This window comes from Aquimarina callyspongiae, assembly GCF_034322225.1.
In the GTDB taxonomy this organism is placed as follows: domain Bacteria; phylum Bacteroidota; class Bacteroidia; order Flavobacteriales; family Flavobacteriaceae; genus Aquimarina.
Window position 1 is genome coordinate 97,123 of record NZ_JAXLPA010000007.1, and the last position, 25,412, is coordinate 122,534.

Annotated in this window: 25 protein-coding genes; 18 read left to right on the forward strand and 7 right to left on the reverse strand. The window is 31.8% G+C overall.

Features of this window, described 5'->3' with window-relative positions; translation table 11 throughout:
• Nucleotides 1–41: 41 nt before the first annotated feature.
• From mdh to asnB, 4 genes are all read right to left on the reverse strand, one after another.
• Nucleotides 42–968 carry a malate dehydrogenase gene (gene mdh / locus U0D62_RS23360; RefSeq protein WP_322289777.1) on the reverse strand — a complete coding sequence of 309 codons (927 nt, stop codon included), beginning with the start codon at nt 966–968 and terminating at the stop codon, nt 42–44.
• 150 nt (nt 969–1,118) lie between these two features.
• On the reverse strand, nt 1,119–2,120 hold the full coding sequence (locus U0D62_RS23365; protein WP_322289778.1) for a DUF6588 family protein: 1,002 nt from the start codon (nt 2,118–2,120) through the stop codon (nt 1,119–1,121).
• Nucleotides 2,121–2,389: 269 nt separating this feature from the next.
• On the reverse strand, nt 2,390–4,330 hold the full coding sequence (gene gyrB / locus U0D62_RS23370) for a DNA topoisomerase (ATP-hydrolyzing) subunit B (RefSeq protein ID WP_322289779.1): 1,941 nt from the start codon (nt 4,328–4,330) through the stop codon (nt 2,390–2,392).
• A gap of 391 nt (nt 4,331–4,721) precedes the next feature.
• Nucleotides 4,722–6,410, reverse strand: a complete 1,689-nt coding sequence (asnB, locus tag U0D62_RS23375) for an asparagine synthase B (protein WP_322289780.1) — start codon at nt 6,408–6,410, stop codon at nt 4,722–4,724.
• A gap of 260 nt (nt 6,411–6,670) precedes the next feature.
• Here asnB and U0D62_RS23380 point away from each other — a divergent pair, with 260 nt between their 5' ends.
• Nucleotides 6,671–7,204, forward strand: coding sequence for a DUF2911 domain-containing protein (locus U0D62_RS23380; protein WP_322289781.1), 534 nt, complete (start codon nt 6,671–6,673; stop codon nt 7,202–7,204).
• A gap of 1,639 nt (nt 7,205–8,843) precedes the next feature.
• Here the strand turns inward: U0D62_RS23380 and U0D62_RS23385 are convergent.
• Both U0D62_RS23385 and U0D62_RS23390 read right to left on the reverse strand, forming a co-directional pair.
• Entirely contained in the window at nt 8,844–9,473 is a 630-nt protein-coding gene (locus U0D62_RS23385; protein WP_322289782.1) for a 7-carboxy-7-deazaguanine synthase QueE, read from the reverse strand.
• A 74-nt stretch (nt 9,474–9,547) separates the two neighbouring features.
• Nucleotides 9,548–10,009, reverse strand: a complete 462-nt coding sequence (locus tag U0D62_RS23390; protein WP_322289783.1) for a RidA family protein — start codon at nt 10,007–10,009, stop codon at nt 9,548–9,550.
• A 229-nt stretch (nt 10,010–10,238) separates the two neighbouring features.
• Between U0D62_RS23390 and U0D62_RS23395 the strand changes: the two genes are divergently transcribed.
• The 11 genes from U0D62_RS23395 to U0D62_RS23445 all read left to right on the forward strand — a co-directional run bounded on the left by U0D62_RS23395 (nt 10,239) and on the right by U0D62_RS23445 (nt 21,046).
• Nucleotides 10,239–11,774, forward strand: a complete 1,536-nt coding sequence (locus tag U0D62_RS23395; RefSeq protein WP_322289784.1) for a helicase HerA-like domain-containing protein — start codon at nt 10,239–10,241, stop codon at nt 11,772–11,774.
• Between the two features lie 43 nt (nt 11,775–11,817).
• Nucleotides 11,818–12,387 carry a hypothetical protein gene (locus U0D62_RS23400; RefSeq protein ID WP_322289785.1) on the forward strand — a complete coding sequence of 190 codons (570 nt, stop codon included), beginning with the start codon at nt 11,818–11,820 and terminating at the stop codon, nt 12,385–12,387.
• 9 nt (nt 12,388–12,396) lie between these two features.
• On the forward strand, nt 12,397–12,765 hold the full coding sequence (locus U0D62_RS23405; RefSeq protein WP_322289786.1) for a cupin domain-containing protein: 369 nt from the start codon (nt 12,397–12,399) through the stop codon (nt 12,763–12,765).
• Nucleotides 12,762–13,598 (forward strand): alpha/beta hydrolase, encoded by an 837-nt coding sequence (locus U0D62_RS23410; RefSeq protein ID WP_322289787.1) that lies wholly within the window; start codon nt 12,762–12,764, stop codon nt 13,596–13,598. Before U0D62_RS23405 ends, U0D62_RS23410 begins: the two co-directional genes overlap by 4 nt.
• 34 nt (nt 13,599–13,632) lie before the next feature.
• Nucleotides 13,633–14,976 (forward strand): gluzincin family metallopeptidase, encoded by a 1,344-nt coding sequence (locus U0D62_RS23415; RefSeq protein WP_322289788.1) that lies wholly within the window; start codon nt 13,633–13,635, stop codon nt 14,974–14,976.
• Between the two features lie 170 nt (nt 14,977–15,146).
• The gene (gene rluF, locus U0D62_RS23420) at nt 15,147–16,016 is read left to right on the forward strand and encodes a 23S rRNA pseudouridine(2604) synthase RluF (RefSeq protein ID WP_322289789.1); all 870 of its coding nucleotides are present in this window, start codon (nt 15,147–15,149) and stop codon (nt 16,014–16,016) included.
• A 93-nt stretch (nt 16,017–16,109) separates the two neighbouring features.
• Nucleotides 16,110–17,066 (forward strand): YybH family protein, encoded by a 957-nt coding sequence (locus tag U0D62_RS23425; protein ID WP_322289790.1) that lies wholly within the window; start codon nt 16,110–16,112, stop codon nt 17,064–17,066.
• Between the two features lie 37 nt (nt 17,067–17,103).
• Nucleotides 17,104–17,529 carry a VOC family protein gene (locus U0D62_RS23430; protein WP_322289791.1) on the forward strand — a complete coding sequence of 142 codons (426 nt, stop codon included), beginning with the start codon at nt 17,104–17,106 and terminating at the stop codon, nt 17,527–17,529.
• A 205-nt stretch (nt 17,530–17,734) separates the two neighbouring features.
• Nucleotides 17,735–18,556, forward strand: a complete 822-nt coding sequence (locus U0D62_RS23435; RefSeq protein WP_322289792.1) for a hypothetical protein — start codon at nt 17,735–17,737, stop codon at nt 18,554–18,556.
• Between the two features lie 155 nt (nt 18,557–18,711).
• On the forward strand, nt 18,712–19,653 hold the full coding sequence (locus tag U0D62_RS23440; RefSeq protein WP_322289793.1) for a sterol desaturase family protein: 942 nt from the start codon (nt 18,712–18,714) through the stop codon (nt 19,651–19,653).
• Between the two features lie 28 nt (nt 19,654–19,681).
• Nucleotides 19,682–21,046, forward strand: a complete 1,365-nt coding sequence (locus tag U0D62_RS23445) for an aldehyde dehydrogenase family protein (RefSeq protein ID WP_322289794.1) — start codon at nt 19,682–19,684, stop codon at nt 21,044–21,046.
• An 85-nt stretch (nt 21,047–21,131) separates the two neighbouring features.
• On the opposite strand, the gene U0D62_RS23450 is transcribed toward U0D62_RS23445, so the two are convergent.
• On the reverse strand, nt 21,132–21,932 hold the full coding sequence (locus tag U0D62_RS23450; RefSeq protein ID WP_322289795.1) for a class I SAM-dependent methyltransferase: 801 nt from the start codon (nt 21,930–21,932) through the stop codon (nt 21,132–21,134).
• A 157-nt stretch (nt 21,933–22,089) separates the two neighbouring features.
• Between U0D62_RS23450 and U0D62_RS23455 the strand changes: the two genes are divergently transcribed.
• From U0D62_RS23455 to U0D62_RS23480, 6 genes are all read left to right on the forward strand, one after another.
• Nucleotides 22,090–22,938, forward strand: coding sequence for a helix-turn-helix domain-containing protein (locus U0D62_RS23455; RefSeq protein WP_322289796.1), 849 nt, complete (start codon nt 22,090–22,092; stop codon nt 22,936–22,938).
• Between the two features lie 109 nt (nt 22,939–23,047).
• Entirely contained in the window at nt 23,048–23,524 is a 477-nt protein-coding gene (locus tag U0D62_RS23460) for a hypothetical protein (protein WP_322289797.1), read from the forward strand.
• A 38-nt stretch (nt 23,525–23,562) separates the two neighbouring features.
• On the forward strand, nt 23,563–23,934 hold the full coding sequence (locus U0D62_RS23465) for a DoxX family membrane protein (protein ID WP_322289798.1): 372 nt from the start codon (nt 23,563–23,565) through the stop codon (nt 23,932–23,934).
• A gap of 150 nt (nt 23,935–24,084) precedes the next feature.
• On the forward strand, nt 24,085–24,246 hold the full coding sequence (locus tag U0D62_RS23470; RefSeq protein WP_322289799.1) for a hypothetical protein: 162 nt from the start codon (nt 24,085–24,087) through the stop codon (nt 24,244–24,246).
• 152 nt (nt 24,247–24,398) lie between these two features.
• Nucleotides 24,399–24,947 carry a carboxymuconolactone decarboxylase family protein gene (locus U0D62_RS23475; RefSeq protein ID WP_322289800.1) on the forward strand — a complete coding sequence of 183 codons (549 nt, stop codon included), beginning with the start codon at nt 24,399–24,401 and terminating at the stop codon, nt 24,945–24,947.
• Nucleotides 24,948–24,990: 43 nt separating this feature from the next.
• Entirely contained in the window at nt 24,991–25,347 is a 357-nt protein-coding gene (locus U0D62_RS23480) for a cupredoxin domain-containing protein (protein WP_322289801.1), read from the forward strand.
• Nucleotides 25,348–25,412 lie beyond the last annotated feature (65 nt).

Consider the following 25,412-nt stretch of genomic DNA (forward strand, 5'->3'; position numbering starts at 1 on the left):
TGACAGTTCTTGTTAGTATATTTAAGTAAGATTTAAAAAGATTATAGTTCTAATAATCCATTAGTTTTTCTTACTCCTTCTGCACTTTCTGTAAGTTTAGCTTTTTCAGCATCGCTTAATTTAATCTCTACGATTTTTTCGATACCATTTTTACCTAGAACCACTGGAGCTCCAATACAAAGATCATTTAATCCATACTCTCCTTCTAATAAAGTAGAGCAAGGGAATATTTTCTTTTGATCACAAGCTATTGCCTGAACTAAACCTGACACTGCTGCTCCTGGTGCATACCAAGCTGAAGTTCCTAAAAGCTTAGTTAATGTTGCTCCACCTACCTTAGTATCTGCTGCAACTTGCTCTAAACGCTCATCAGAAATAAATTCTGAAACCGGAACACTATTTCTGGTAGCTAGTCGTGTTAATGGTACCATTCCTTTATCACTATGTCCTCCAATCACCATTCCATCAACATCAGAGATAGGAGCTTCTAATGCTTCTGCTAATCTGTATTTAAATCTTGCGCTATCTAGTGCTCCACCCATACCAATAATTCTATTCTTAGGTATATCTGTAGTCTTGTGCACTAAATAAGTCATAGTATCCATAGGATTACTTACCACTATAATTATAGCATTTGGAGAATGCTCTATAAGACTAGAAGATACTGTTTTAACAATACCTGCATTGATACCGATCAACTCTTCTCTAGTCATTCCTGGTTTACGAGGGATTCCTGAAGTGATTACAGCAATATCGCTTCCTGCAGTCTTGGAATAATCACCGGTAGTTCCTGTTATCTTAGTATCAAATCCATTTAAAGAAGCTGTTTGCATAAGGTCCATTGCTTTACCTTCTGCATATCCTTCTTTAATATCTAATAACACTACTTCTGAAGCAAAATTCTTTATGGCAATATATTCGGCACAACTTGCACCTACTGCACCAGCTCCTACTACTGTAACTTTCATTGTTTATATTTTATGTTGTGATTAAAATTTTATTCGCCCCGCGAAAATACGAATTCTTTCACGATTTTTTTTCTCAAAAAAAGGTTAATTGATTACAACAAAAGTGAATATAACTGTAAAGTGTCAGATCAAGTAAAAAAAGTTATAAAATTACCATCCAAAATTAAGCCCTAACGATACATTATTGTAATTCTGCAATGTATAATCAAGATTAACTCTAAAGAATGTAAGTGATAATTTTGCTCCAATCGTGGCTTTTACTCCAGATTCATCATGCTCTACACTTAAGGGATCTGTTACCGTTTGTGAAACTAATGGTCCATTTTCTATTCTATAGGTACCTAATAAATCAGTTGTGCTTGATCCAGTATAGAATCCCAGTCCTGCATAAAAATTGAGTACAGGTAATTTAGTAGACACAATACCAGAGACCAACCATGAATTTGCTTTTAATTCTACCTTTTGACCTTCTCCATCAATAGCACTATCTTCGGTAAAATCATAGGAGCCTTTTATATTGGTATATCCGATAATTCCCGAAATCTTAACTGGCCATCGTTTCCAACCAAAAATCCAACTTGTCAATTCGTGCTGAACACCTACTCCATATAATTGAATTTCTGTATTATCACCTGCTTCAATTTTAGGTAAAAAACGTCCTTTTAACTCTGTTCCTTTAGACAACCCAACACCAAATTGAAGATATCCTGTAGGCATAAAATTAACACCTGTTCCTCCTAGTCCATCAGGCAGTGTAATTTCAACTTCTCCAGCTGTGCCTTCAGCAAAAACCAAAACCACATCAGATTCGTTTTCTCCAAAAGCATTAGCCACAGATTGTACAGATGGTCCGTTTCTGAATGTTATATCTGTATAATCGTTTTCATTTAATCTAAAAGATTGCTTTTCTTCTCTTACAAAAGAAGCATTCCCAACAATACCTATTTCAAAGTGAAATAGCTTCTTAGCGGCAGCAGAGTTATACCAACCACTGGACATTCCGTTAACCACTCCTTCTCCCGCTGGTTGAAAATAATCTTGACTAAATCTTTGTGCGTTATCAATTCCTATCTCAAGAATCTGATCAATATTTACTTGAGAAATAGTAACATGACCGGTAAGTAATACAAATAGCAATGTAAGTTTTTTCATGTCTTTAAGTTTACGGTTGTTAAATTCGTCCAATCTTCACTCTAATAATTATTTAGAATAAAAACAGTTAAACTCATCATATATCAATTTTGTCTCTGCAAAATCTAAATATGATTCATTTATTAGATTTGGGTTTAATATCAAGTCAATTATAAAAGAACTAAATAATCTGCTTTACATTAATCTGATATTAATAGGCTTTGCAATATAAAAAAAATCCGCTATATCAGAGATATAACGGATTTTATATACTTGTTTTATTCTATTGGTTATGCATCGATATTTGCATATACTGCGTTCTTTTCTATAAACTCTCTACGTGGCGGAACCTCATCTCCCATTAACATTGAGAAAATACGATCTGCTTCAGTAAGATTATCAATACCTACCTGTCTCATGGTTCTGAATTCAGGATTCATTGTAGTATCCCACAACTGTTCTGCATTCATCTCTCCAAGACCTTTATATCGTTGTATTTTTGAATTTTCTCCAAATTGTCTTACAATCTGATCACGTTGATCGTCATTCCAAGCATATTGCTTCTTAGCACCTTTTTTCACCAAATACAATGGTGGTGCTGCAATATATATGTGTCCTGCTTCTATTAATTCTTTCATATAACGGAAGAAGAATGTTAAAATCAAAGTAGAAATATGGCTACCATCCACATCCGCATCACACATAATCACTACTTTATGATATCTTAATTTCGAAAGATTTAAAGCTTTACTATCTTCTTCTGTACCAATAGTTACTCCTAACGCGGTAAAAATATTTTTAATCTCCTCGTTTTCAAAAACCTTGTGATGCATTGCTTTTTCTACATTCAAGATTTTACCTCTTAACGGAAGAATTGCCTGAAACATACGATCTCGACCTTGCTTTGCTGTACCACCTGCAGAATCTCCCTCTACAAGGAATACTTCACACAACGCTGGATCTTGTTCTGAGCAATCTGATAACTTACCAGGTAAACCTCCAATACTCATTACAGACTTACGCTGCACCATTTCACGAGCTTTTTTAGCAGCGTGACGTGCCTGCGCGGCAAGAATAACCTTTTCTACAATCGTTTTTGCATCACTAGGATTTTCTTCAAGATAGTTTTCTAACATTTCAGAAACTGCCTGAGAAACTGCAGAGGTCACCTCACGGTTACCCAATTTTGTTTTGGTTTGCCCTTCAAATTGAGGTTCTGCAACTTTTACTGAAACTATCGCTGTTAATCCTTCACGAAAATCATCTCCAGCAATTTCAAACTTTAATTTATCTAACATCCCTGAAGCATCTGCATACTTCTTAAGTGTAGATGTTAATCCTCTTCTAAAACCCGAAAGGTGTGTTCCACCTTCATGGGTATTAATATTATTCACATACGAATGAAGGTTTTCTGCATACGAATCATTATAGATCATTGCTACTTCTACAGGAATGTCATTCTTTTCACCTTCCATAGAAATTACATGACCAATAATAGCATTACGGCTGGCATCTAAGAATCTTACAAATTCTTTTAACCCTTCTTCTGAATGAAATACCTCAGAAACATAATTACCTTCATCATCTTTATGACGCTTATCTGTTAAAGAAATAGTAATTCCTTTATTAAGATATGCCAGTTCTCTCAAACGACTCGCTAAGGTATCGTAATTATATTCTGTGGTTTGTTGAAAGATTGAGGTATCAGGTTTAAATGTAACCACGGTACCTCTAAAATCTGTATCTCCAGTAGATTTTACTGGGTATAATGGTTTTCCTCTTTCATATTCTTGTTCCCACACTTTACCATCTCTATGCACATAGGCATGTAAATGATCTGAAAGTGCATTTACACAGGATACCCCTACTCCGTGCAAACCTCCTGAAACTTTATACGAATCTTTATCAAATTTCCCTCCTGCTCCAATCTTGGTCATTACTACTTCTAAAGCAGAAACACCTTCTTTTTTATGAATCTCTACAGGAATCCCACGACCATTATCTTTTGTCGTAATAGAATTATCTTCATTTATGGTAACCTCTATAGCATCACAATGCCCTGCTAGTGCTTCATCAATAGAGTTATCCACAACTTCATAAACCAAATGGTGTAAACCTCTGGTTCCTACATCTCCAATATACATAGATGGACGCATGCGTACATGTTCCATTCCCTCTAATGCCTGAATACTATCGGCAGAATACTTTTTTTTGTTTGTTTCTTCGCTCATAAACCAGCTTTATTTTATGATAATTTTGGTCAACGAACAAAGATAAAAAAACAGTAAAAGGATAAAAGGGTTTTATCAAGGATGATTTAAAGAGTTATCAACAATTAGTTAAGAATAACACCAGAAAAAGAAAAAATGCTCTTAAAAACGATAAAAATAGCCTTAAAAACGATTTAAGATTATAATAACATTTCTACAGGTTTTAAAATTATATTTTTCAAATCGTTAAAAATGAGTTTAATAGAACAACTCATTTCTTTTATCCGCTTCAAAAACAGAAGATTTAGAAAAAAGCAATATTCTATAAACAAAAAAACCCCGGAAAATAAATTTTCCGGGGCACATCTCAATTAACTCAACTTACAGCTACACGCTCAAGCAGTTAGTCTTATTATTGTTCTACGATTGTTTCTAATTCATAAGCTTCATCATGTACATTGGCCACTGCTCTTCCACTTGGGTCATTCAAGTTTTTAAAAGCTTCATCCCATTCTAAAGCAATTTTGGTACTACAGGCTACAGATGGTTCTTGAGGAACACTTAATGCTGCTGTATCACTTGGAAAATGTCCTTCAAAAATAGATCTATAATAGAACTCCTCTTTGTTTTGCGGAGTTTGTATTGGAAATCTAAAATGAGCATTCGCCATTTGTTCATCACTAACTTCTTGTTCTACTACTTCTTTCAAAGTATCAATCCAGCTATATCCCACACCATCAGAAAATTGTTCCTTTTGTCTCCAGGCAACACTTTCTGGCAAGTATGATTCAAATGCTTTACGGATCACCCATTTCTCCATTCGTTCTCCGTTGATCATTTTATCTTGAGGGTTGATACGCATGGCAACATCCATAAACTCTTTATCTAAAAACGGAACTCTTCCTTCAATACCCCATGCTGCTAATGATTTATTAGCTCGAAGACAATCGTACATATGTAATTTATCTAATTTACGAACTGTTTCTTCATGAAAATCCTTTGCACTAGGTGCTTTATGAAAATATAAGTATCCTCCAAATATTTCATCAGCTCCTTCTCCTGATAGTACCATTTTCACTCCCATAGATTTAATAACCCTCGCCATTAAATACATTGGCGTCGAAGCTCTAATGGTTGTAATATCATACGTTTCTAAATTATAAATAACATCACGAATTGCATCAAGACCTTCTTGAATTGTAAATTTAATTTCGTGATGAACAGTACCTATATGATCTGCAACTTTTTGAGCTGCTGCTAAATCAGGAGAACCTTCTAATCCAACAGAAAATGAATGCAATTGTGGCCACCAAGCATCTTTGGTATCTCCAGATTCTATTCGTTTTTCAGAATATTTTTTAGCAATCGCAGAAGTCACAGAAGAATCCAAACCTCCAGACAACAATACACCATAAGGTACATCTGACATCAATTGCCTATGCACTGCAGCTTCTAGAGCTTCTTTTACTTCTTCTATGCTTGTCTGGTTTTCTTGCACTGATTCAAAATCATTCCAGTCCCTAATATACCATTTTTTTAGGTCTTTATCCCTACTAAATTTATAATGCCCTGGAGGAAACAATTCTATCTTCGCACAAACACCTTCTAATGCCTTTAACTCTGAGGCTACATAAAAGGTACCGTTCTGATCCCACCCCATATATAATGGGATTATACCCATATGATCTCTGGCAATTAAATACTCATCTTCTTCAACATCATACAACGCAAAAGCAAATATACCATTCATATCATCCAAGAAATCAGCTCCTTTTTCTTTATATAACGCTAGAATAACCTCACAATCAGATTCAGTTTGAAAATTATATTTTCCTTCAAATTGTTTACGCAACTCTCTATGGTTATATATTTCACCATTAGCTGCAAGTATCAGTTTTTTATCTTCACTAAACAAAGGTTGCTTTCCTGATACTGGATCAACTATAGCCAGACGTTCATGAGCAAGAATTGCTTTTTTATCTGAATATATCCCGCTCCAATCAGGTCCACGATGACGAATTTTCTTCGACATTTCTAATAATTGAGGTCTTAACACCTCTGCATCTTGCTTTAAATCAAAAGCACAAACAATTCCGCACATAAATTTTCTTTTTCTATTAATCGAGAAGTCAAAGATTAGCCTATAGTTACAATAATAAAATCATATATGTTATTTTGATTATAAATTGAAATCATAAATATTCAAAAAAATAACAATAAGTAAGCTACAATTGTTATTTCATAAAATTTACTATCAGATCGTTACTTTTAATATTTAACAGAATTTATAGAGTGGATTAACATTTAGCATGTAAGTTGGAGCATATCTTTACGTCAGTTACAGAAATCAAAATCACTATTATGAAAAAAACAATTTTATTAGTTGCTATTATGTTTTTAGGTGCATTGTCCACCGTAAGCGCTCAGAAATTTGCAGGACTACAAAAAAGTCCAACCGATATTTCTTATGCAAAAGCTGATAGAAATTCTAAGCCAGCGATTAAAGTAATCTATAGTAGACCACAGAAAAAAGGAAGAGAAGTATTTGGTAATCTTGTAAAATACGACAAGGTATGGAGAACTGGAGCTGACGAAGCAACAGAAATTAAATTATTTCAGGATATGAAAATTGGAGATAAAACTGTTAAAGCAGGAACATATTCTCTATATACTATTCCTGGTAAAAATGAATGGACTATTATTTTAAGTTCTGACCTAGATAGTTGGGGAGCATATTCTTATGACAAAGGAAAAGATGTTGCTAGAATTAAAGTACCTACATCTAGCGGAGAATCTTTAGAGGTTTTCTCTATTGCATTCAAAAAAGCTGACAAAGGTTATCATATGGTTATGGGATGGGATACTACCAGAGTAGAGGTTCCTTTTTCACTGTAATCTATTGGTAAGAAAGAAATTGTCATTAAAAAAAGAAACGAGACTGTGGTTCTGTCTCGTTTCTTTTTTAATTTTAGAATGCCCTTAAATAGTGATTTAATTTTCGACACAAGGTCGAAATAACATCTTTACCTACCTGTGTATAGCGTTACCTGATGCACTTGGTAGTTCTTTTAGAAAATCCATTACGACTCTAAAAGTTAATTTAAACTTCGTGTAAAATAGCCCCATAATCTTTATTTAAAAATTAATTATTACAAATATAACACCCAAAACAGTGATGTCAATAACTTTCTTAATTTATTAGATATAACACAAAAATTAATCGACAACTAACGCAAAAAATATTTTTTTTGTTAATTTTTTTGACTGATATCCAATATTTTACAAGTTTTAATACATATTTCGCAACAAAACTTATTAATCTTTTAATTTAAATTTATAATAAACTTCGTAACATTATAAATAATAAAGAAATCTATCTATGAATTGCGTTGCTACACGCTGACGGTAACTCTTTCAAAAATTTCTTTAGTGCCTTTATATCTATTACCAATATACCGTAAAATAGCTTCATAATCCACTGTCATTTAAATTATTATACAAAGATACACCCTAACTCTTTTTTTGTAAAAAAAATTAACATAATCAAAATATGATTTTAGATATAACACATTCTTGAAACGACATCAAGTTTAAAAGCTATTTTTTTCTGTTAAATTATGAAGAATTATCTTACACAAAAAAACATAATTCCCGGGGTTTTACCCCCCTATAAATGAACTAAGCATGTATAATTCATTTTTTACAATACCAGAAAAAATAAAAATATCTCTTCAAAATATATCTAAATCTTAAAAATCATTAGAACTTCCCCATTGTTACTTATTTCATTAAACAAAAAAAGACAACCTACAATTTGGGGCGTCTTTTGTATAAGTTTGATTATATAAGTAAAATTAAATTTAGGATATAACACATAAGACTTTATATAATCTAACATTATATCACTTTAGAACTGATTAAAGTTCTTTACATAGGCATAAATAGAATTCAGGAGTGTTCAATTAAGAACTAATTGAACATAAATATAAAGAATTATCCGTTAAGATTCAAGCATTTTAATAAAAAAACTAATTAATCAGAATATCAATCAAAAGGTGATTCTAATAAAAAAAGAAATTATCATGTAGATAATTTCTTTTAAATTTTTGTTTAACAAATGAGTAATAATACAATAATTGTATCAATTACATATTATCTGCGCATTGCATAACGAGATGCTCGCGGCAAATCTTTTAAGAAGTTAATAAAACCTTGAAAATTTAATCCAAAAATAGTGTAGAATTGTTTCATAGCATGTTGATTATAAATTAGTTACATAAAGTTACCTTTGGATGATGGTATTTTCAAATAAAATTAAGGTTAAAAAGTATTTTTTCGATTAAACACAATTAAAATCGACAAAAAACACAAATATCATTTATTGAATAGAAAATAAGTAAGAAAAAACCTTCTTTTATTTTATGTGATTATGGGGGAATTTCCCCTTATGTACGGTTTAAACGTAAATCGCTAACAATCAAATACTTGTACTTTTGATTAAAAATTCACTTAAACCGTAATTGTTTAACTTTTTTTAAGGAATATTTAAGTATTTATGAGTTTGCAGAGACACTTTCCATTTAGGGTTTTTCATAACATACTCTACTATTAAAGGGATCATTTTTTCACGAACGCTCCATTCTGGTTGTAGATATAAAATACAGTCTTCAGAAACTTTGGCAGCCTGTTCTTCAGCAAATGCAAAATCATTCTTGTTATATACTATACATTTTAGCTCATCAGCACTTTTATATATCTTGGCCTGAGGTAATTTTACTTTTTTAGGAGATAAACAAATCCAATCCCAATCTCCTGTGAGCTGATATGCTCCAGAAGTTTCGATATGCGTTTTAGCTCCTCTATCTTTAAGGCCTTTTGTTAACGCACTCATATCCCAAGTAAGAGGTTCTCCTCCTGTAACTACAATAACATCACTATAACTAAGAGCATTTTCTATAATTACATTTGTATCTGTTGGAGGGTGAAGATCAGCATTCCAACTTTCTTTCACATCACACCAATGACATCCTACATCACATCCTCCGATTCTAATAAAATACGCAGCCGTGCCTTTATGATATCCTTCTCCTTGAATGGTATAAAATTCTTCCATCAACGGAAGCATTTTTCCTTCATTCACCAATTTCTGTGTACTTTTTTGCATAAGGATGCAAAGGTAATTAATATTGATTTACCAGATATCTTTTATAAACTTAGATTTAAAAATTAGCTAGAAATTTATTTACTAGCTTTAACGGCAATACATTCTATTTCTATTTTTGCACCTACGGCTAATCCTTTTGCAGCAAAAGTAGTTCTTGCCGGTTTTTGAGGCAAGTATGTTTTATAAACCTCATTAAAAGCTGAAAAGTCTTCAATATCTGCAAGTATAACAGTACATTTTACTACATCTTTCATTTCCAGGTTATGGTGTTTCAGAACAGCTTTAATATTTTCAAGCGTTTGTTTTGTCTCTTCTTTAATTCCACCCACTACGAGTTTTCGGGTTGCGTGATCCATACCAACTTGTCCAGAAAGAAAATATAAATCTCCTACCTGTACTGCATCAGAAAATGGTGCTCTGGATTTTTTAGGTTCATGTGTTTTATGAAATATTGCTTCTACAGGAACGTTCGTATCTGTATTAGTACAACCTATCGCTAGCAAAGCAATTGCTAAAATGATATAAAGTCTCTTCATGATGTGTGTGATATATTAATTCTTACAGTTTAAGCATTATCAAAATTAACCGATTATACACCTTAATGTATATTATACTTCATAAAATGATTCTTTAAAAGTTATAAAACAGTTAACTCCTTTTATTACATTTTTGTCAAAAAGTCTAAATTTACTAAAAAAACAAAATCACATCCATTCTCGATAGAATAAGTTAAGATTCTTATTTTTATCAAAATTTACATCAATTATGAGCGATACTCAGGCTTTTCTGGATCATATTAATAAAGGATATACAACCAAAGGTGATTTTTTAACCTTAGGTGCGGCGATATATAATAATGAAACGATTACTAATGCCCACGTAAAAGTACCTTTAAAAACCTTAAATAGGCATGGACTTATTGCTGGAGCTACTGGAACTGGTAAAACCAAAACATTGCAAGTGCTGGCAGAAAACCTTAGTGATCAAGGAATCCCTGTTCTTCTTATGGATATTAAAGGAGATCTGAGTGGTATCGCTGCGGCTAGTCCCGGACATCCAAAAATTGATGAACGTCACGAGAAAATAGGAATCCCTTTTGAGGCAAAGAATTTTCCTGTAGAAATCCTTTCATTATCAGAACAAGATGGTGTCAGACTTAGAGCTACTATTAGTGAGTTTGGTCCTGTCCTGCTATCTCGAATTTTGAATGTTACAGAAACTCAAGCCGGAATTATTTCTATCATCTTTAAATATTGCGATGATAACAAACTACCTCTACTGGATCTTAAGGATTTAAAAAAAGTATTGCAGTTTGCTACACAAGAAGGCAAAAAAGAGTTAGAAAAAGACTACGGAAGAATTTCTACAGCTTCTACAGGGTCTATTCTTCGTAAAATTGTGGAGTTAGAGCAACAAGGAGCAGATCTCTTTTTTGGTGAACGTTCTTTTGATGTACAGGATTTATGTAGAGTTGATGATGATGGTAGAGGAATGATCAATATCATTAGGTTAACTGATATACAAGACAAACCTAAATTGTTTTCTACTTTTATGCTTAGTCTTCTGGCAGAAATATATGGTACATTTCCTGAACAAGGGGATAGCGGAAGACCTGAATTAGTTATATTTCTGGATGAAGCCCATCTTATATTTAAAGAAGCATCTAATGCCTTGATGGGGCAAATAGAAAGTATTGTTAAATTAATTCGATCCAAAGGAGTAGGACTATACTTTGTGACTCAAAATCCTACAGATGTACCAGACGGTGTTTTAAGTCAATTAGGGCTTAAAGTACAACATGCACTTAGAGCATTTACCGCAAAAGATCGCAAAGCCATAAAACTTACCGCAGAAAACTACCCTCTTTCTGATTATTATGATACCAAAGAAATTTTAACCTCTCTAGGTATTGGTGAAGCTTTAGTTACTGTATTAGATGAAAAGGGAAGACCCACTCCACTTGCTGCCACTATGCTTCGTGCCCCAATGAGTAGAATGGATATTCTGGAAGAAAATGAACTCAAAGATCTGCTAAAAAAATCAAAACTTATCTCTAGATACAACGAAGATATTGATCGAGAAAGTGCTTATGAGATATTAAATGAAAAAATAGAAAAAGCTGAAGCTGAAGAAGCTAAAGCTGCGGCCAAAAAAGAAAGAGAAAAGCTAAACCGGAGTTCATCACGTTCTCGTTCCCGAAGCAGAAGAACCAGTACTACTGAAAAAGCTATAGTAAAAGTATTGACCAGTGCAACTTTTATTAGAGGTGCTTTAGGTGTACTTAATAAGTTATTGAAATAATTTACGTTTAGTAGTTATATTATAGTATTACTTAATTTAAAAAATGATGTTTAAAAAAATCTCTCTCATATTTATTGTTGCGCTTTGTATTTCAAGTTGTCAAAAAGATACAAAACAAGAACCCTTTGAAATAGCTTCAAACAGGGTCGGTCATTTGACCAATACCACCAAACTTTATCAATTAGATTCGATCTATTCTCATGATTCGATAGTTAAAAACACCGCCAAGAACAAATTTTTGTCTAATTCTGATGAAATCGAAATCTATGAAAAAGGAGGCGTTAAACTTTTAATACTTCAGCCTAGAGAAGCATCTGATTCCACATCTACTATCGCAAGTATACAAGTACTCGATCCAAGATATCAAACAGTTTCTGGATTATCACCCGAAGGTTATTTTACTGATATTAAGAAAAACTATAAGATCTCCAAAATTAACAACACCTTAAGTGCTGCGGTTATATTTGTAGATAGTATTCAAGCATATATAGCTATTGACAAGAAAGAATTGCCTAGCGAATTTAAGTTCAATACAGATATTAAAATTGAAGCCTCTAAAATTCCAGATTCAGCAAAAATCAAACATTTTTTGATAAGTTGGGATGAAAACTAAATACAAAAAATGAGTAAGAAATATTATATTCAAAAGTCTCCGTTCATCGTTCCCACCAATGATGGTAAATTGATAGAAGAACATTTTGGCAAAGCATCAGATCAAAATTCTGATATAAGCATTGCTCATATGGTAGCTCCCCCACATTGGAGTGAACCTTTTCAAACTCCCGATTTTGATGAATATACCTATATCATTCGAGGCAAAAAGCAATTCATTATAGATGATGAAAAAATAATTTTAGAAGCCGGACAATCTATAAAAATCAAAAAGAACAGTCGAATTCAATACTCCAACCCATTTGATACAGAATGTGAGTATATTGCTATTTGCCTTCCTGCTTTTTCTATAGAAGCTGTGCATAGAGAAGATGCATGAATAAAAAAGTAAAAAAATATGCTCCGATTATAATAGGAAAGAGACTCCTTTTATTATTCTTTTTTGTTCCTAAAAAAGCAATCCATAAAGCCTTTCTACTGGTATGTACTCCAAGAAAAGGTAAAGTTTTACCCGATCAAATATATTTTCTTGAAGATGCCGAAGATGAAATTGTTATTGTTGATAATCTGTATATACAAACGTATCGATGGCCCAATGATGGTGAAACTATCCTTATGGTTCACGGATGGGAAAGTAATACCCACCGTTGGAAGACATTAATACAGAAGTTTCATCAGAAAGGATACAATGTTATCGCATTTGATGCTCCCGCTCACGGAAACTCCTCTGGAAAAATATTAAACGTACCTCTATATGCAGAATGTCTTCAAAAAGTTATAGAACTCTATAGACCTAATCATATTATAGGGCATTCTGTTGGAGGAATGACTACTATTTTTCATCAATATAAATACCCGAATGATGAAATAGAAAAACTTGTAATACTAGCGCCACCATCGGAATTGTCTAGAATTATGAAAGGTTTTCAGAAAATTCTAAAATTATCACCAAAGTTCATGAAAGCTCTTGAGCAATATTATAAAGATCAATTTGGATATAATTTTAAAGAATTCTCCGTTGCCGATTTTGCAAAAAACATTACTCGTAAAGGATTATTAATACATGACCTAAACGATGATATTGCTCCTTATTCTGAGGCACAAGCAATAAGTAAAAACTGGAATGATGCTCAATTTATAACAACAGAAGATTTTGGTCATTCCCTATTCTTTGATGAAGTTGATGATATGATTATCAAATTTTTAGATTAACAACCTATAACAATACATAATATAGTCTTTCAATATGTTACTCAAAATCATAGATAAACGATTTTTAACCCTTATTGCTTTATTATGTATAAACTGTATAATAGGTCAAAAGTTCTCTACACCTAGTGGACATATAAGTGGCTCATACACCATTAATATTGAAAAACAAACGATCCAGGCAGAATTGATAATTACCAATATTGATGTATCTGACCCTTCTCAACTAATCCTTAACGATATATTCAAAATTGATTATTTACAGTATAATCAAAATGAAATTCGCATTAAAAAAGATAAAAAGAACTGTTATGATTGTGTTGGGTATAAAATTGATGCCGTCGTAACAAAAAAAGACACTATTAAACTCAAGTATTCAGGGCGATTCAATACACCTAAGAAAGATTATAAAGGTAAAATTTCGTGTCAGCATAAAACTCTAAGAGCTAGCGAACAATCTAAATGGTTGCCTGTATGGCATATTACTAATAGTAAAACTCCTAAAACATTCTCAGAAACGTTATACACTTATGATTTATCAGTTAATTGTAACACTTGTAAAGGTATACTTATCGAAAATCAGTACTATAAATCAGGAAACAACACTAAGCAATTTACAAATACTAAAGGATCCAAAACTATAATGCTTATTGCTGGAGATATCAATTACAAAAAAGGAAAGAATGCTGCTTTTTTAAACCTTAACAAGAATCAAATTAAATATACAGATAGTCTTGCCGGTAGAATAAGAACCTATTATAATACGCTCGTTCCTCAAATTGAGTTACAAAATAACTTTATCGTTGCGAACTGCCCATCAACTACAGAATGGGCTTTTATAACCTATCCAGTAATAGTAACTACTCAAAATAATTATGATGATTACTATAAAAGTAATAAACTTATAAAGACACTTTCACACGAATTTGGTCATTATTATTTTGGAGGTAATATTTTAAAAGCTAACAGTCCTCTTTTTTGGTTCTACACAGAATCTTTTGCAGAATATCTCTCACTAAAATTCATGAATGACTCTCATTACCCAAAAAGGTATTTTAATAACTTTTCTGATAAAATCAATCAATCTTTTATCAATCTAAAAGAAATAGAACACTACAATCAAATAGATGGAACCTATAGATATAGGATTGCTCCTTTATTATTACTTGCCATAGAAAAACATATAGGAGAAGAAAAGATGACAAAATTCATTAATCATATTTTACAAAAAGCGATAAAAGATCCAGCTTTGGTAACCAATTATGAGTTTTTCACAACATCTCTTGTTGAATCTGGAGTTACTAAAGAGCAAATAACTTATATAGAAAATAACGGAATTATTAAATTCAATCCTGAGTTTTACAAAACAGCTTTTCAATAAAATATACAATATCTCTTTTTATAAACTAACATAAGAGTAGGTTAGATAATCCAAAGTCAAAAAACAAATCAAGGTAAACATCAATTACTAATACTAATACATTGTAACCATCACAAAACAACCTAATATAAACAGATGAAATAGTATATTTGCCTATTATTTATCAAACTATGTCAGAAACCAATCTTGTACGATTAAATAAACACCTTAGCGAGGTAGGATATTGTTCTCGTCGCGAAGCAGATAAACTTATAGAACAAGGTAGAGTTACAATTAATGGTAACGTACCAGAAATGGGTACCAAGGTAGCACCCAATGATGTAGTACGAGTTGATGGTGAGTTAATAAGCGAACCAAAAGATAAACACGTGTACTTGGCTTTTAACAAACCAGTGGGAATTGTTTGTACAACGGCTCAAAACGAAAAAGATAATATCATTGATTATATCAATTACCCAAAACGTATATTCCCTATTGGTCGATTAGATAAACCTAGTGAAGGCCTTATATTCTTAACCAGTGATGGAGATATTGTCAATAAAATTCTTCGAGCCAGAAATAATCACGAGAAAGAATACTTAGTTACCGTTAATAAACTAATCAGTCCTCAATTTATAAAACGAATGGGAAATGGTATTCCAATTCTGGATACGATTACTCGAAAGTGCGAAGTAGAACAAATTAATAAATATGATTTTAGAATCGTTTTGACACAAGGGCTTAATCGACAGATTCGAAGAATGTGTGAATATCTGGGTTATGAAGTAATTCGATTAAAAAGAATCAGAATTATGAATGTTACTTTAGATGTTCCGGTTGGTCAGTGGCGAGATTTAACAGCTCAAGAATTAAAGGTTATTAATACTGATGTTGGAGATTCTAGTAAAACTCAAGAAGCTTCAGTTATAGAAGAATCAAAACCAAAAAGGCAACGTAAAAATCCTAAACGTTTTAATGCCAAAAATGACATTAGAAAAAGTTCTACTAAAAGAGATTCTTCGATATCAAAAAATAAAAAACGCAGAGATCGTAGAAATTAATTCTTGTTGTTAATTATATATTAATTTTATCCAAGCATTTATTGCTCCTATTTCAAAATAAGTAAATTACGGTACTAATCAATTCTTAACCTTATGAAAAAATTAGTATTTCTCACCTTCTTATTTACCACTACTATTGCCATAGCGCAGAGCGAATATGAACCGTCTGATGCTTATCCTTTTGGTCAACCCAATCCTAAAGCTCCAAAAGAAATTACAGACTATGCTCCATTAATAGGTATTTGTGATTGTATTTCTCAAACTCGTAATCAAGATCAAACTTGGGCTGATCCTGTTAAGATGACCTGGGAGTTTAAGTATATAATGAATGGGATGGCCGTTCAAGATCAAACTATAAAAGAAGATGGTAAAAATTCTGGGAGTATCAGGCAATTTATAGCAGATAGTAGTAAATGGTATGTTCATTATTATTCTAGTGCAAGTCCTTCTACTGTCTTATCGGTTTGGGAAGGAAATAAAAAAGAAGACAAAATCATTCTATATCGTAAACAAAAGGCTCCCAATGGAATGGATGGTTTCTACAAAATAAAATTTCACGACATTAGTGAAGATGGTTTTAAATGGATTGGTGCCTGGGTAACTACTAATGAATCTTTTTCATTACCAACCTGGAAAATTGAGTGTACAAAAAGAAAAGACACGCAAAAAATATCAGATAAAGATCAGATCATGGCAGCAAACAGAGCTTTTTCTGCCGCTTATATTAAAAAAGATTATGAAGCGTTGTCAAAAATCTACACTGTAAATGGTAAAGCTTTTCCTAACCGTTCTCCAATAATCACAGGGTATAAAAACATTAAAAAAGCTTGGTCTGGTTCAACAGATTATACTCCTGTAGAACACGAGATTATTTCTGAAGAAATTGTAGTACTAGGAGATACTGCTCACGACTATGGTTATTATAAAGGAAAAAACTTAGACAAAAATGGAAAAGAAATAACCTATAAAGGAAAATATGTCGTTATCTGGAAAAAAGCCAACAACCAATGGAAGATGTATCTGGATATATGGAACTCAATAAAAGAATAAAAAAACATTATTTTTCAATATAAATTTTAAACATACCATGAGTACACTCTCCCCTTTTCATCTAGCCATACCAGTAGACAATTTAAAAAAAGCTCGAGATTTTTATGCAAATATTCTTGAACTAGAAGAAGGCAGAAGTAGTGATCACTGGGTCGATTTTAATTTTTTTGGTCATCAATTGGTGATTCATTATAAAGCAAAGCCTGATTTAAAAGAAAATCATACGAATCCAGTAGATGGTAAAAATGTACCTGTTCCTCATTTTGGAATCATTCTGGATTGGGATACTTGGGAAAACCTTTCTCAAAAACTTTTAGAAAAAAAAGTTCAGTTTGTAATTGAACCGTATATCCGCTTTAAAGGTGAGACAGGCGAACAAGCTACTATGTTCTTTTGTGATCCGTGTGGCAATGCTTTAGAATTTAAGTCTTTTAAAGACACATCTCAGATTTTTGCAAAATAAGCTTATAAAAGTAATATTTAAACACATTTTTGTAGTGCAAAACCTACAATACTACATAATTATTTTTAAAAATGTGTTTTTTAAAGCATTTTTATTATATTTAAACGTTCACTCTTAGTAAAACTCATACATTACTTAACAAATTCTATATTTATAATTTAACATTTCATACGATTATATATCGTAACTGTAACAAATACTAATTATGAAAAATAATCTACTCTTCAATATTTTAATAGCATTAATTATGGTCGGTTGTGGAGTACCACAAGCTGATTATGATAAATTAAAAGAAGAAAACGAAAAACTTAAGAAAGAAATATCAGAATGTCAATTGACACCTAATCAGATCTTAGATCAAGCAAATGATTATTATGATGGGTTGGATTATGAAAAAAGTAAGAGTCGACTTATAGCTCTTGTAGAAAAATATCCCAATTCAAAGGAAGCCAAAAAAGGCAAAAAACTTCTTAAAAAAATAGAAAAGGAAATTATAGAAGCAAAAAAAGCAGACGATAAAGATAAACTAGCTGCTCCTAATACTCCAGAATATAAAAGAGCTATTTCTAAAATGAATAAGAAATATGATGTTGAAAATGAGGTAACCTGGTATTCTGATAAATCTACATCTCGCCAACATAATGTAAATTCTTTTTACACTTATATAGGTAAAAAAGATAAAAGAAAACCTTGGCTTGCATTAGTAATCAATCACTTTTCTAAAAAAGAATGGTTATTTATACAAGAGATTGTTATTGATGCGGACGGAAAAATCTTTACACTAGAAGAAGAAAACCCAGGAGAATTTAAAGCTCTTGCAGAATCAGGAGGAACAAGAGAATGGTTAGATAGAGTTATTAAAATAGAAGATCTTGATTTAATCAACGCTGTTGCTTCTAGTAAAAAAACCAAAATAAAGTTTATAGGTAAAGAAGAAAACGATGAACGCATCATAAGTCGAACAGAGAAAAAAGCATTGAAAAATGTTCTTACTGCATTCGAAATTTTGGGAGGTGAGGTAAAATAAAACAGTGAAAACGGGTTTTATTACTGCAAATAATAATTTTTTATTTAGACAATCGTTAAAATAACCACATCTTGTGTAATAAGAATTAAGATTGTTAAAGGAATACTAAAAATTAATGTTATATTCTGCCCCAAATTAAACCCAACAAAAAAAGAATGGATTTTACAAACCCTCTGGTATATGGAGTTCCCTGTTTTTTAGGACTTATATTGCTGGAACTTACCTACAGCAAAACTCACGATCATAAAGAACTATACCAATGGAAAGATCTCGGAGCCAGTTTATTCATGGGAATAGGCTCTGCTATATTAGGACCACTAATTAAAACGGTTTTAACCATATTGATCTTTACCTATGTTTATGATTTATTTAATCCTGAAGTTAATGGAGTGCGAACAAATATTATGGGATGGAAATCTTTTGGTTATGCCTGGTATATTTGGTTAGCCTGTCAACTATTAGATGACTTTACATATTATTGGTTTCATAGACAAAATCATATGGTGAGGGCTTTATGGGCAGCTCATATTGTGCATCACTCTTCTGATAATTTTAATCTCGGAACCGCCGTTCGAAATGGCTGGTTTACATTGCTTTACAAACCATTATTCTATATGTGGCTACCTGCAATTGGATTCCCTCCAGAAATGGTAGTTGTATGCCTTGGTATAGAAGCATTATGGCAGTTTCAACTTCATTCTGTATATATCCCTAAAATGGGATTCATAGAAAAGGTTTTTAACACCCATACAATGCATCAAGTACATCATGCTAAAAATGTAGAGTATATGGATAAGAATCATGGTGGATTCCTTAACATATTTGATAAAATATTTGGTACTTGGAAAGAATTAGATGAAAATATAGAAGTACAATATGGAGTTACTCACGCACCTAACTCATACAATCCATGGGTAATCCTTACTCATGAATATAAAGATATCTGGAACGACACTAAAAAATCTAAAAACTGGTATCATAAATTCATGTATATTTTTGGCCCTCCAGGATGGAGCCATGACGGTAGCACGCTAACTGTTAAACAGATGCAAAAAGAATTAGAACTCAAAAAGAAAAAACTTCAACCTCAAATATAAGGTGTAATTATTCAAGCTAAATCAATTTATGAACTATCAGGAAATTATAGATCATCAACGTAGTTTTTTTAATACTAATGCAACAAAGGATATTGCTTTTAGAATAAAAGAATTAAAACGCTTGAAAAATGTATTACAACAAAATGAATCTTTCATTTATAGTTCAATATATCAGGATTTTAAAAAATCCGAATATGAAACATATGTAACCGAGTTATCAATAATTTACCATGAAATTGATCTGGCATTGATCAAAATCAAAAAATGGTCAAAAAGAAAGAGAGCTTCGGTAGGACTAGCAAACCTACCAGGAAAAAGTTATATTATACCAGAACCCTTTGGAACAGTTTTAATCATTGGTGCCTGGAACTATCCATATCAATTATCTATTGCTCCAGCAGTAGCTGCCATTGCAGCTGGTTGTACTGTAATTTTAAAACCCAGTGAAGTACCATCCAACACTTCTAAAGCAATGGCCAAAATTATAAATCAAAATTTTGACCCTAAGTTTTTTAAAGTAATAGAAGGAGGTGTAAAAGAAACATCAGAGCTTTTAAGTATTAAGTTTGACAAAATATTCTTTACCGGAAGCGCAACAATAGGAAAAATCATCTATCAAGCTGCTGCAAAATATCTTACGCCTGTTACTTTAGAATTAGGGGGAAAAAGCCCAGCCATTATCACTAAAGATGTAAATATTGATATGACTGCCAAAAGATTGGTGTGGGCAAAATTTTTGAATGCCGGTCAAACCTGTATAGCTCCTGATTACGTTTTAGTAGAATCATCTATAAAAGATAAGCTTCTGGAAGCTATTAAGGATCAGATCAAAAAAGCAGATTACAAAGTAGAGAATCAAAATTACACTCAGATTATTAATCATAAAAATTTTGATCGACTTGTAGAAATGATAGATCCCGATAAAATTTATCTGGGTGGAGATCATAAAAAAGACGATAGAATCATACCTCCAACGGTTTTAAAAGATATAGAATTCTCCGATAAAAGTATGCAGGATGAGATTTTTGGACCAATCTTACCTGTACTTTCTTTTGATAATATAGAAGAAGCAATTAAAAAAGTTAAAACCCTCTCAAAACCACTTTCTTGTTATGTTTTTACCAAGAATAAATCTATAAAGAATAAAATCCTAAATGAAGTTTCTTTTGGAGGAGGAGCTGTAAATGATGCTGTTATGCATTTTACAGAACAAAGTCTTCCTTTCGGAGGGATTGGAGATAGTGGTATTGGTAATTACCACGGTAAATATGGGTTTGAAACATTCTCACATTATAAGAGTATACTACAAAAACCTTTCTGGGTAGAATTAAACCTCAAATATGCTCCTTATAGTGCAGTAAAGTTAAAATGGTTAAAAAGAATTATCGGGTAATAGAGTAAATTCTATTTCAATAACCATCAGCCATATATAAACCAAAAGATACTTAAAACCTATATATCAAATCCAAAAAAAGTTATTATTTTTTTGTTGCTTTAATCGCAAAAAGCAACGGATATAATTGGTCTTTTGTTTCAAACATTCCATTTTTATTTTCTATTAAATCTGGAAATATTTTATATGGTGATTCATCATATTCTTCTAAATAATCAATGGTTAATCCTGCTTCTGAGAGAGAAGATATTACTTCTCCTAATCCATGATTCCATCCATATTCTTTACTAACCATAGCAGAATCTGGATCTGCATAAGTACCTTGATACTCTTCATATATCGCTTCTTTTTGATGGTACCCATATCTTATTTCAGGTTTTTCTTTCAGATAATCAAACATCCAAACAATCGGATGGAATTCTACAATATAAAAAACACCTCCTGGTTTTAATTTTTCGGATATCATTTTCCCCCAAGGTTTTAAATCGGGTAACCAGCCGATGACTCCATAACTTGTAAAAACAATATCAAATTGATCCTTAACATATGAAGAAGTCTCTAAAACATTACAACAAGTAAATTGTGCATCCAAATCCAATTCAGAATTTATCATTTTTGCCAATTCTATTCCCTTTTCAGAAATATCAACCCCCATACACTTTGCTCCCATTCTACTCCAACTTAAGGTATCCTGACCAAAATGACATTGTAAGTGTAATAGCGATTTTCCTGAAACATCTCCAAGAGCTTCGAGTTCATAACGTTTTAAAGAAGTTTTCCCTTCTTTAAAACCATTCATATCATAAAAATCACTATCTGAATGAACCTCAACCTTTAGATTCCAGGTTTCTTTATTAGTATTAAAATGTTGTATGTATTCTTTCATTTTTATTAATCTATTAACAGAGGTTACAGCGTAATAAAGTTAATTTTATAAAGCTTAAAATTAAGAGAATTTCAGAAAAAATCAGGAAATATTATTTTTTCTGAAAAAATCCCTAGAACCCTGTAATTTTAAAGTTAAAAAAACGACTATCTTAAGTATGATAAAAGAGTTTAAAGAATTTTCTACCGATGCTGTCTTAAAAGTAGCAAATGAAGAGCTATTAGAATCTTATACTACATCAGAAATTATAGGCCTTTATACTTTTATCTGGACCAAAGAAGCTGAAGCCACTTTTGAAATTGATGGTATCTCTACTACTATTCAAAAAGGAAATATTGTGGTGCTCACTCCTAATCAATATTTTAAATTTATAGAGGGTACTGGCCTTATTGTATATCAATTTAATAGAGAGTTTTATTGCATTAAAGACCACGATAAAGAAGTTAGTTGTATGGGGGTTCTTTTTTATAATGGTAGTATTACTCCTGTGGTAAACCTTAATTCAAAAGAAAGTACTAAATTGGATTTCTTATTTCAAGTATTTTTGGATGAATTAGAAACTGTTGATACCATACAAGCAGAAATGTTACGAATGTTAATGGCTCGTTTTATCATTACCACCACTCGATTGATTAAACAACAAAATAATTACAATGCTCCAGAAGATCAGGTTGATTTAATACGAAAATTTAATTTCTTAGTTGATACTCATTTCAGAGAGCATCATTCTGTAGGGTTTTATGCAGAAAAATTATTCAAATCTCCCAAGACTCTTTCTAATAATTTTGCTAAATTTGAGAAGAGTCCTTTACAGATCATTCATGATCGTATAGTACTGGAAGCCAAACGCCTACTTATTTATACTGAAAAATCTGCTAAAGAGATAGCCTATGAAGTTGGTTTTGAAGATGCTTCTCATCTTAGTAGAATGTTTAAAAAACATACATCTTTTTCTCCTTCAGAGTTCAGAAAGCAGTTAAAACTTGAACCTGTCGGGAAATTTTGACAAACAATAAGGAAAAAGCTCCATTCTATCTTATTAGTTTTTACATCAACTTTGCATGGTAATAATACTATAAACCACCGAAGTCATTTCGGGTAAAGAATATATAGATATGAACACTTCAATAAAAAAAAGCAAGTTAGTAGTAATAATTAGTATATTATTTCTAACTACCCAGATTCTCACTGCACAAGTAACTTATCAAGATGAATTAGAAACCGTGTATCTAAATGATCAATCTGAAGAAGTAGTGTATGAGAACAATTTTAGCAATTTTAATGAAAAATTAATTTCCTTAAATGAAATTAATTTTAAACTAGAAATTCAAAAAGCTAAACTAGATAATAGTTATTTACGTTTCTTATCAGAAAGAAGCACTCTAGAATTATATACTGTAATTTACTTAAAAACAATACGTAAGGGTGCTAATCGCAGTAGAAATGCAGAAGATTTTGAAATTTACATGATGGATAAACTTCCTGAATTGATGTATCAATTCTCAAAAGATAAAAATCTAAAAGAATTGTATATTATTTCTAGAAAGGATACATTTAACGGAAAAATAGACGCATTACCCGGCGTTTTATAATTTTTCTAATTAAATAATAATCCTAACGCAAACTAAAAATGAAGAAGGTATTACCCCTATTGCTAAGAATTATCGTAGCAATAATCTTAATTCAGACACTTAGATTTAAGTTTACCGCTCATCCCGACAGTGTGTACATTTTTACAAAAGTTGGCCTTGAACCCTACGGGAGAATAGGAACAGGAGTTGTAGAATTGTTAGCAGGTATCCTATTGCTTATCCCTAAAACAATATGGATTGGCGCCGCTCTTACACTTGGTATTATTGGAGGCGCAATTTTAATGCACGTTACCAAATTAGGTATCGAAATTAACAATGACGGTGGTGTACTTTTTATTACAGCTGTAATCACATTTGTACTAAGTGCAGTTATTCTATGGATTAATAGAAAACAAGTCAAGTTTTTCTAGCAATTATAATATCCATTAACTTAAAAAACCTCCAATTATGGAGGTTTTTTTTATGCTCGGGAAAAATTGACATGTCCGCGGGAAATTTGAATCTTTATCCACTTTGATTATCGTCTCATATTTGCACTGTTAATTTAAAACAATACAGAGATGAGAATTCAAAATAAATCAATATTCAACCTAATCGAAATTTTCAGAAGCGGAAGAAAAAGAATCATCAATACTTTTAGCACAAAAACCCATTGTGATCAAAGAGGGATTCATGATTACTATTGTGATGCTGAAAAACCTTTTATTAGCGGGCAATTTTAGGTCCTAAAAACAAATCGGGAAGATTTGACATGCCTTCGGGAAAAACAAGCATTTCACCACTCCACTTTACAACGCAATTTTGTATCAAATAATTTAAAACAAATAATAACAATTCCTGAAACACAAAATTCAGGGCAAAATAATTAAAGATCATGAGCACATTTAATGTACCAACAAGAGAAGAAGTAAGCAGTAATAATCAAGCAATTTTTGATAATTTAAATAAAGCATTAGGTTTTGTACCTAACCTGTATGCAACTTATGCACATAGTGAAACTGCATTAGAAAATTACTTAAATTTTTCTAACGCTAAAACATCACTTTCTGCAAAAGAAAAAGAAGTTGTAAACTTAGCAGTAAGTCAAGTAAACAACTGTATTTATTGTTTATCTGCTCATACAGCTATCGGAAAAATGAACGGTTTTACTGACCAACAAATATTAGAGCTTAGAACAGGTAGTGCATCTTTTGATTCTAAATTGGATGTTCTTGCAAAATTAGCTAAAAACATTACAGAAAACAGAGGTCGTGCAGATGAAGGAGTTGTAAACAACTTTTTAAATGCTGGTTACAGCAAAGGTAATTTAGTTGATACTATAGTATTAGTAGGAGACAAAACAATTTCTAACTATTTACATAGTACTACTCAGGTTCCTGTTGATTTTCCAGTAGCACAACCATTAGAAGCATCAACCATTTAATCCATACAATTAACAATTTATAACTATTTAAAAATTTAAAAGAATGAAAAAAGTAATCACATTATTCGTATTTGTTTTAGCAGTTGCTTTCAGTGGAGTTGCACAACAAACTAAGACAGTATCTCTAGAACAAACTAAAGGAGAATTTACTCAAAAAGAAATAAAACTATCAGAAGGTTCATATATTTTTGAAGTTTCTAATACTGGTGTTGGACATAATGTTGGATTCGTCCTTGCACCAAAATCAAATCCTGATGCACATATCAAAACAGCTTATGTAACTGAAGCTGTTGCAACAGGGAAAACTCAAAAATCCAATGTAACTAAACTAAAAAAAGGAGAGTATGTATATTTCTGTCCTTTGAACCCTACACCGCAGTACACATTAATTGTAGAGTAATTATATTGCAATCTTGAGTTTAAAAAGCTTCCTTAGTAAGGAAGCTTTTTTTGTTTAATTTAGCA

Coding starts and splice junctions, on each gene's coding strand:
- mdh (WP_322289777.1), bottom strand. CDS start 968: ATGAAAGTTACAGTAGTAGGAGCTGGTGCAGTAGGTGCAAGTTGTGCC.
- U0D62_RS23365 (WP_322289778.1), bottom strand. CDS start 2,120: ATGAAAAAACTTACATTGCTATTTGTATTACTTACCGGTCATGTTACT.
- gyrB (WP_322289779.1), bottom strand. CDS start 4,330: ATGAGCGAAGAAACAAACAAAAAAAAGTATTCTGCCGATAGTATTCAG.
- asnB (WP_322289780.1), bottom strand. CDS start 6,410: ATGTGCGGAATTGTTTGTGCTTTTGATTTAAAGCAAGATGCAGAGGTG.
- U0D62_RS23380 (WP_322289781.1), top strand. CDS start 6,671: ATGAAAAAAACAATTTTATTAGTTGCTATTATGTTTTTAGGTGCATTG.
- U0D62_RS23385 (WP_322289782.1), bottom strand. CDS start 9,473: ATGCAAAAAAGTACACAGAAATTGGTGAATGAAGGAAAAATGCTTCCG.
- U0D62_RS23390 (WP_322289783.1), bottom strand. CDS start 10,009: ATGAAGAGACTTTATATCATTTTAGCAATTGCTTTGCTAGCGATAGGT.
- U0D62_RS23395 (WP_322289784.1), top strand. CDS start 10,239: ATGAGCGATACTCAGGCTTTTCTGGATCATATTAATAAAGGATATACA.
- U0D62_RS23400 (WP_322289785.1), top strand. CDS start 11,818: ATGATGTTTAAAAAAATCTCTCTCATATTTATTGTTGCGCTTTGTATT.
- U0D62_RS23405 (WP_322289786.1), top strand. CDS start 12,397: ATGAGTAAGAAATATTATATTCAAAAGTCTCCGTTCATCGTTCCCACC.
- U0D62_RS23410 (WP_322289787.1), top strand. CDS start 12,762: ATGAATAAAAAAGTAAAAAAATATGCTCCGATTATAATAGGAAAGAGA.
- U0D62_RS23415 (WP_322289788.1), top strand. CDS start 13,633: ATGTTACTCAAAATCATAGATAAACGATTTTTAACCCTTATTGCTTTA.
- rluF (WP_322289789.1), top strand. CDS start 15,147: ATGTCAGAAACCAATCTTGTACGATTAAATAAACACCTTAGCGAGGTA.
- U0D62_RS23425 (WP_322289790.1), top strand. CDS start 16,110: ATGAAAAAATTAGTATTTCTCACCTTCTTATTTACCACTACTATTGCC.
- U0D62_RS23430 (WP_322289791.1), top strand. CDS start 17,104: ATGAGTACACTCTCCCCTTTTCATCTAGCCATACCAGTAGACAATTTA.
- U0D62_RS23435 (WP_322289792.1), top strand. CDS start 17,735: ATGAAAAATAATCTACTCTTCAATATTTTAATAGCATTAATTATGGTC.
- U0D62_RS23440 (WP_322289793.1), top strand. CDS start 18,712: ATGGATTTTACAAACCCTCTGGTATATGGAGTTCCCTGTTTTTTAGGA.
- U0D62_RS23445 (WP_322289794.1), top strand. CDS start 19,682: ATGAACTATCAGGAAATTATAGATCATCAACGTAGTTTTTTTAATACT.
- U0D62_RS23450 (WP_322289795.1), bottom strand. CDS start 21,932: ATGAAAGAATACATACAACATTTTAATACTAATAAAGAAACCTGGAAT.
- U0D62_RS23455 (WP_322289796.1), top strand. CDS start 22,090: ATGATAAAAGAGTTTAAAGAATTTTCTACCGATGCTGTCTTAAAAGTA.
- U0D62_RS23460 (WP_322289797.1), top strand. CDS start 23,048: ATGAACACTTCAATAAAAAAAAGCAAGTTAGTAGTAATAATTAGTATA.
- U0D62_RS23465 (WP_322289798.1), top strand. CDS start 23,563: ATGAAGAAGGTATTACCCCTATTGCTAAGAATTATCGTAGCAATAATC.
- U0D62_RS23470 (WP_322289799.1), top strand. CDS start 24,085: ATGAGAATTCAAAATAAATCAATATTCAACCTAATCGAAATTTTCAGA.
- U0D62_RS23475 (WP_322289800.1), top strand. CDS start 24,399: ATGAGCACATTTAATGTACCAACAAGAGAAGAAGTAAGCAGTAATAAT.
- U0D62_RS23480 (WP_322289801.1), top strand. CDS start 24,991: ATGAAAAAAGTAATCACATTATTCGTATTTGTTTTAGCAGTTGCTTTC.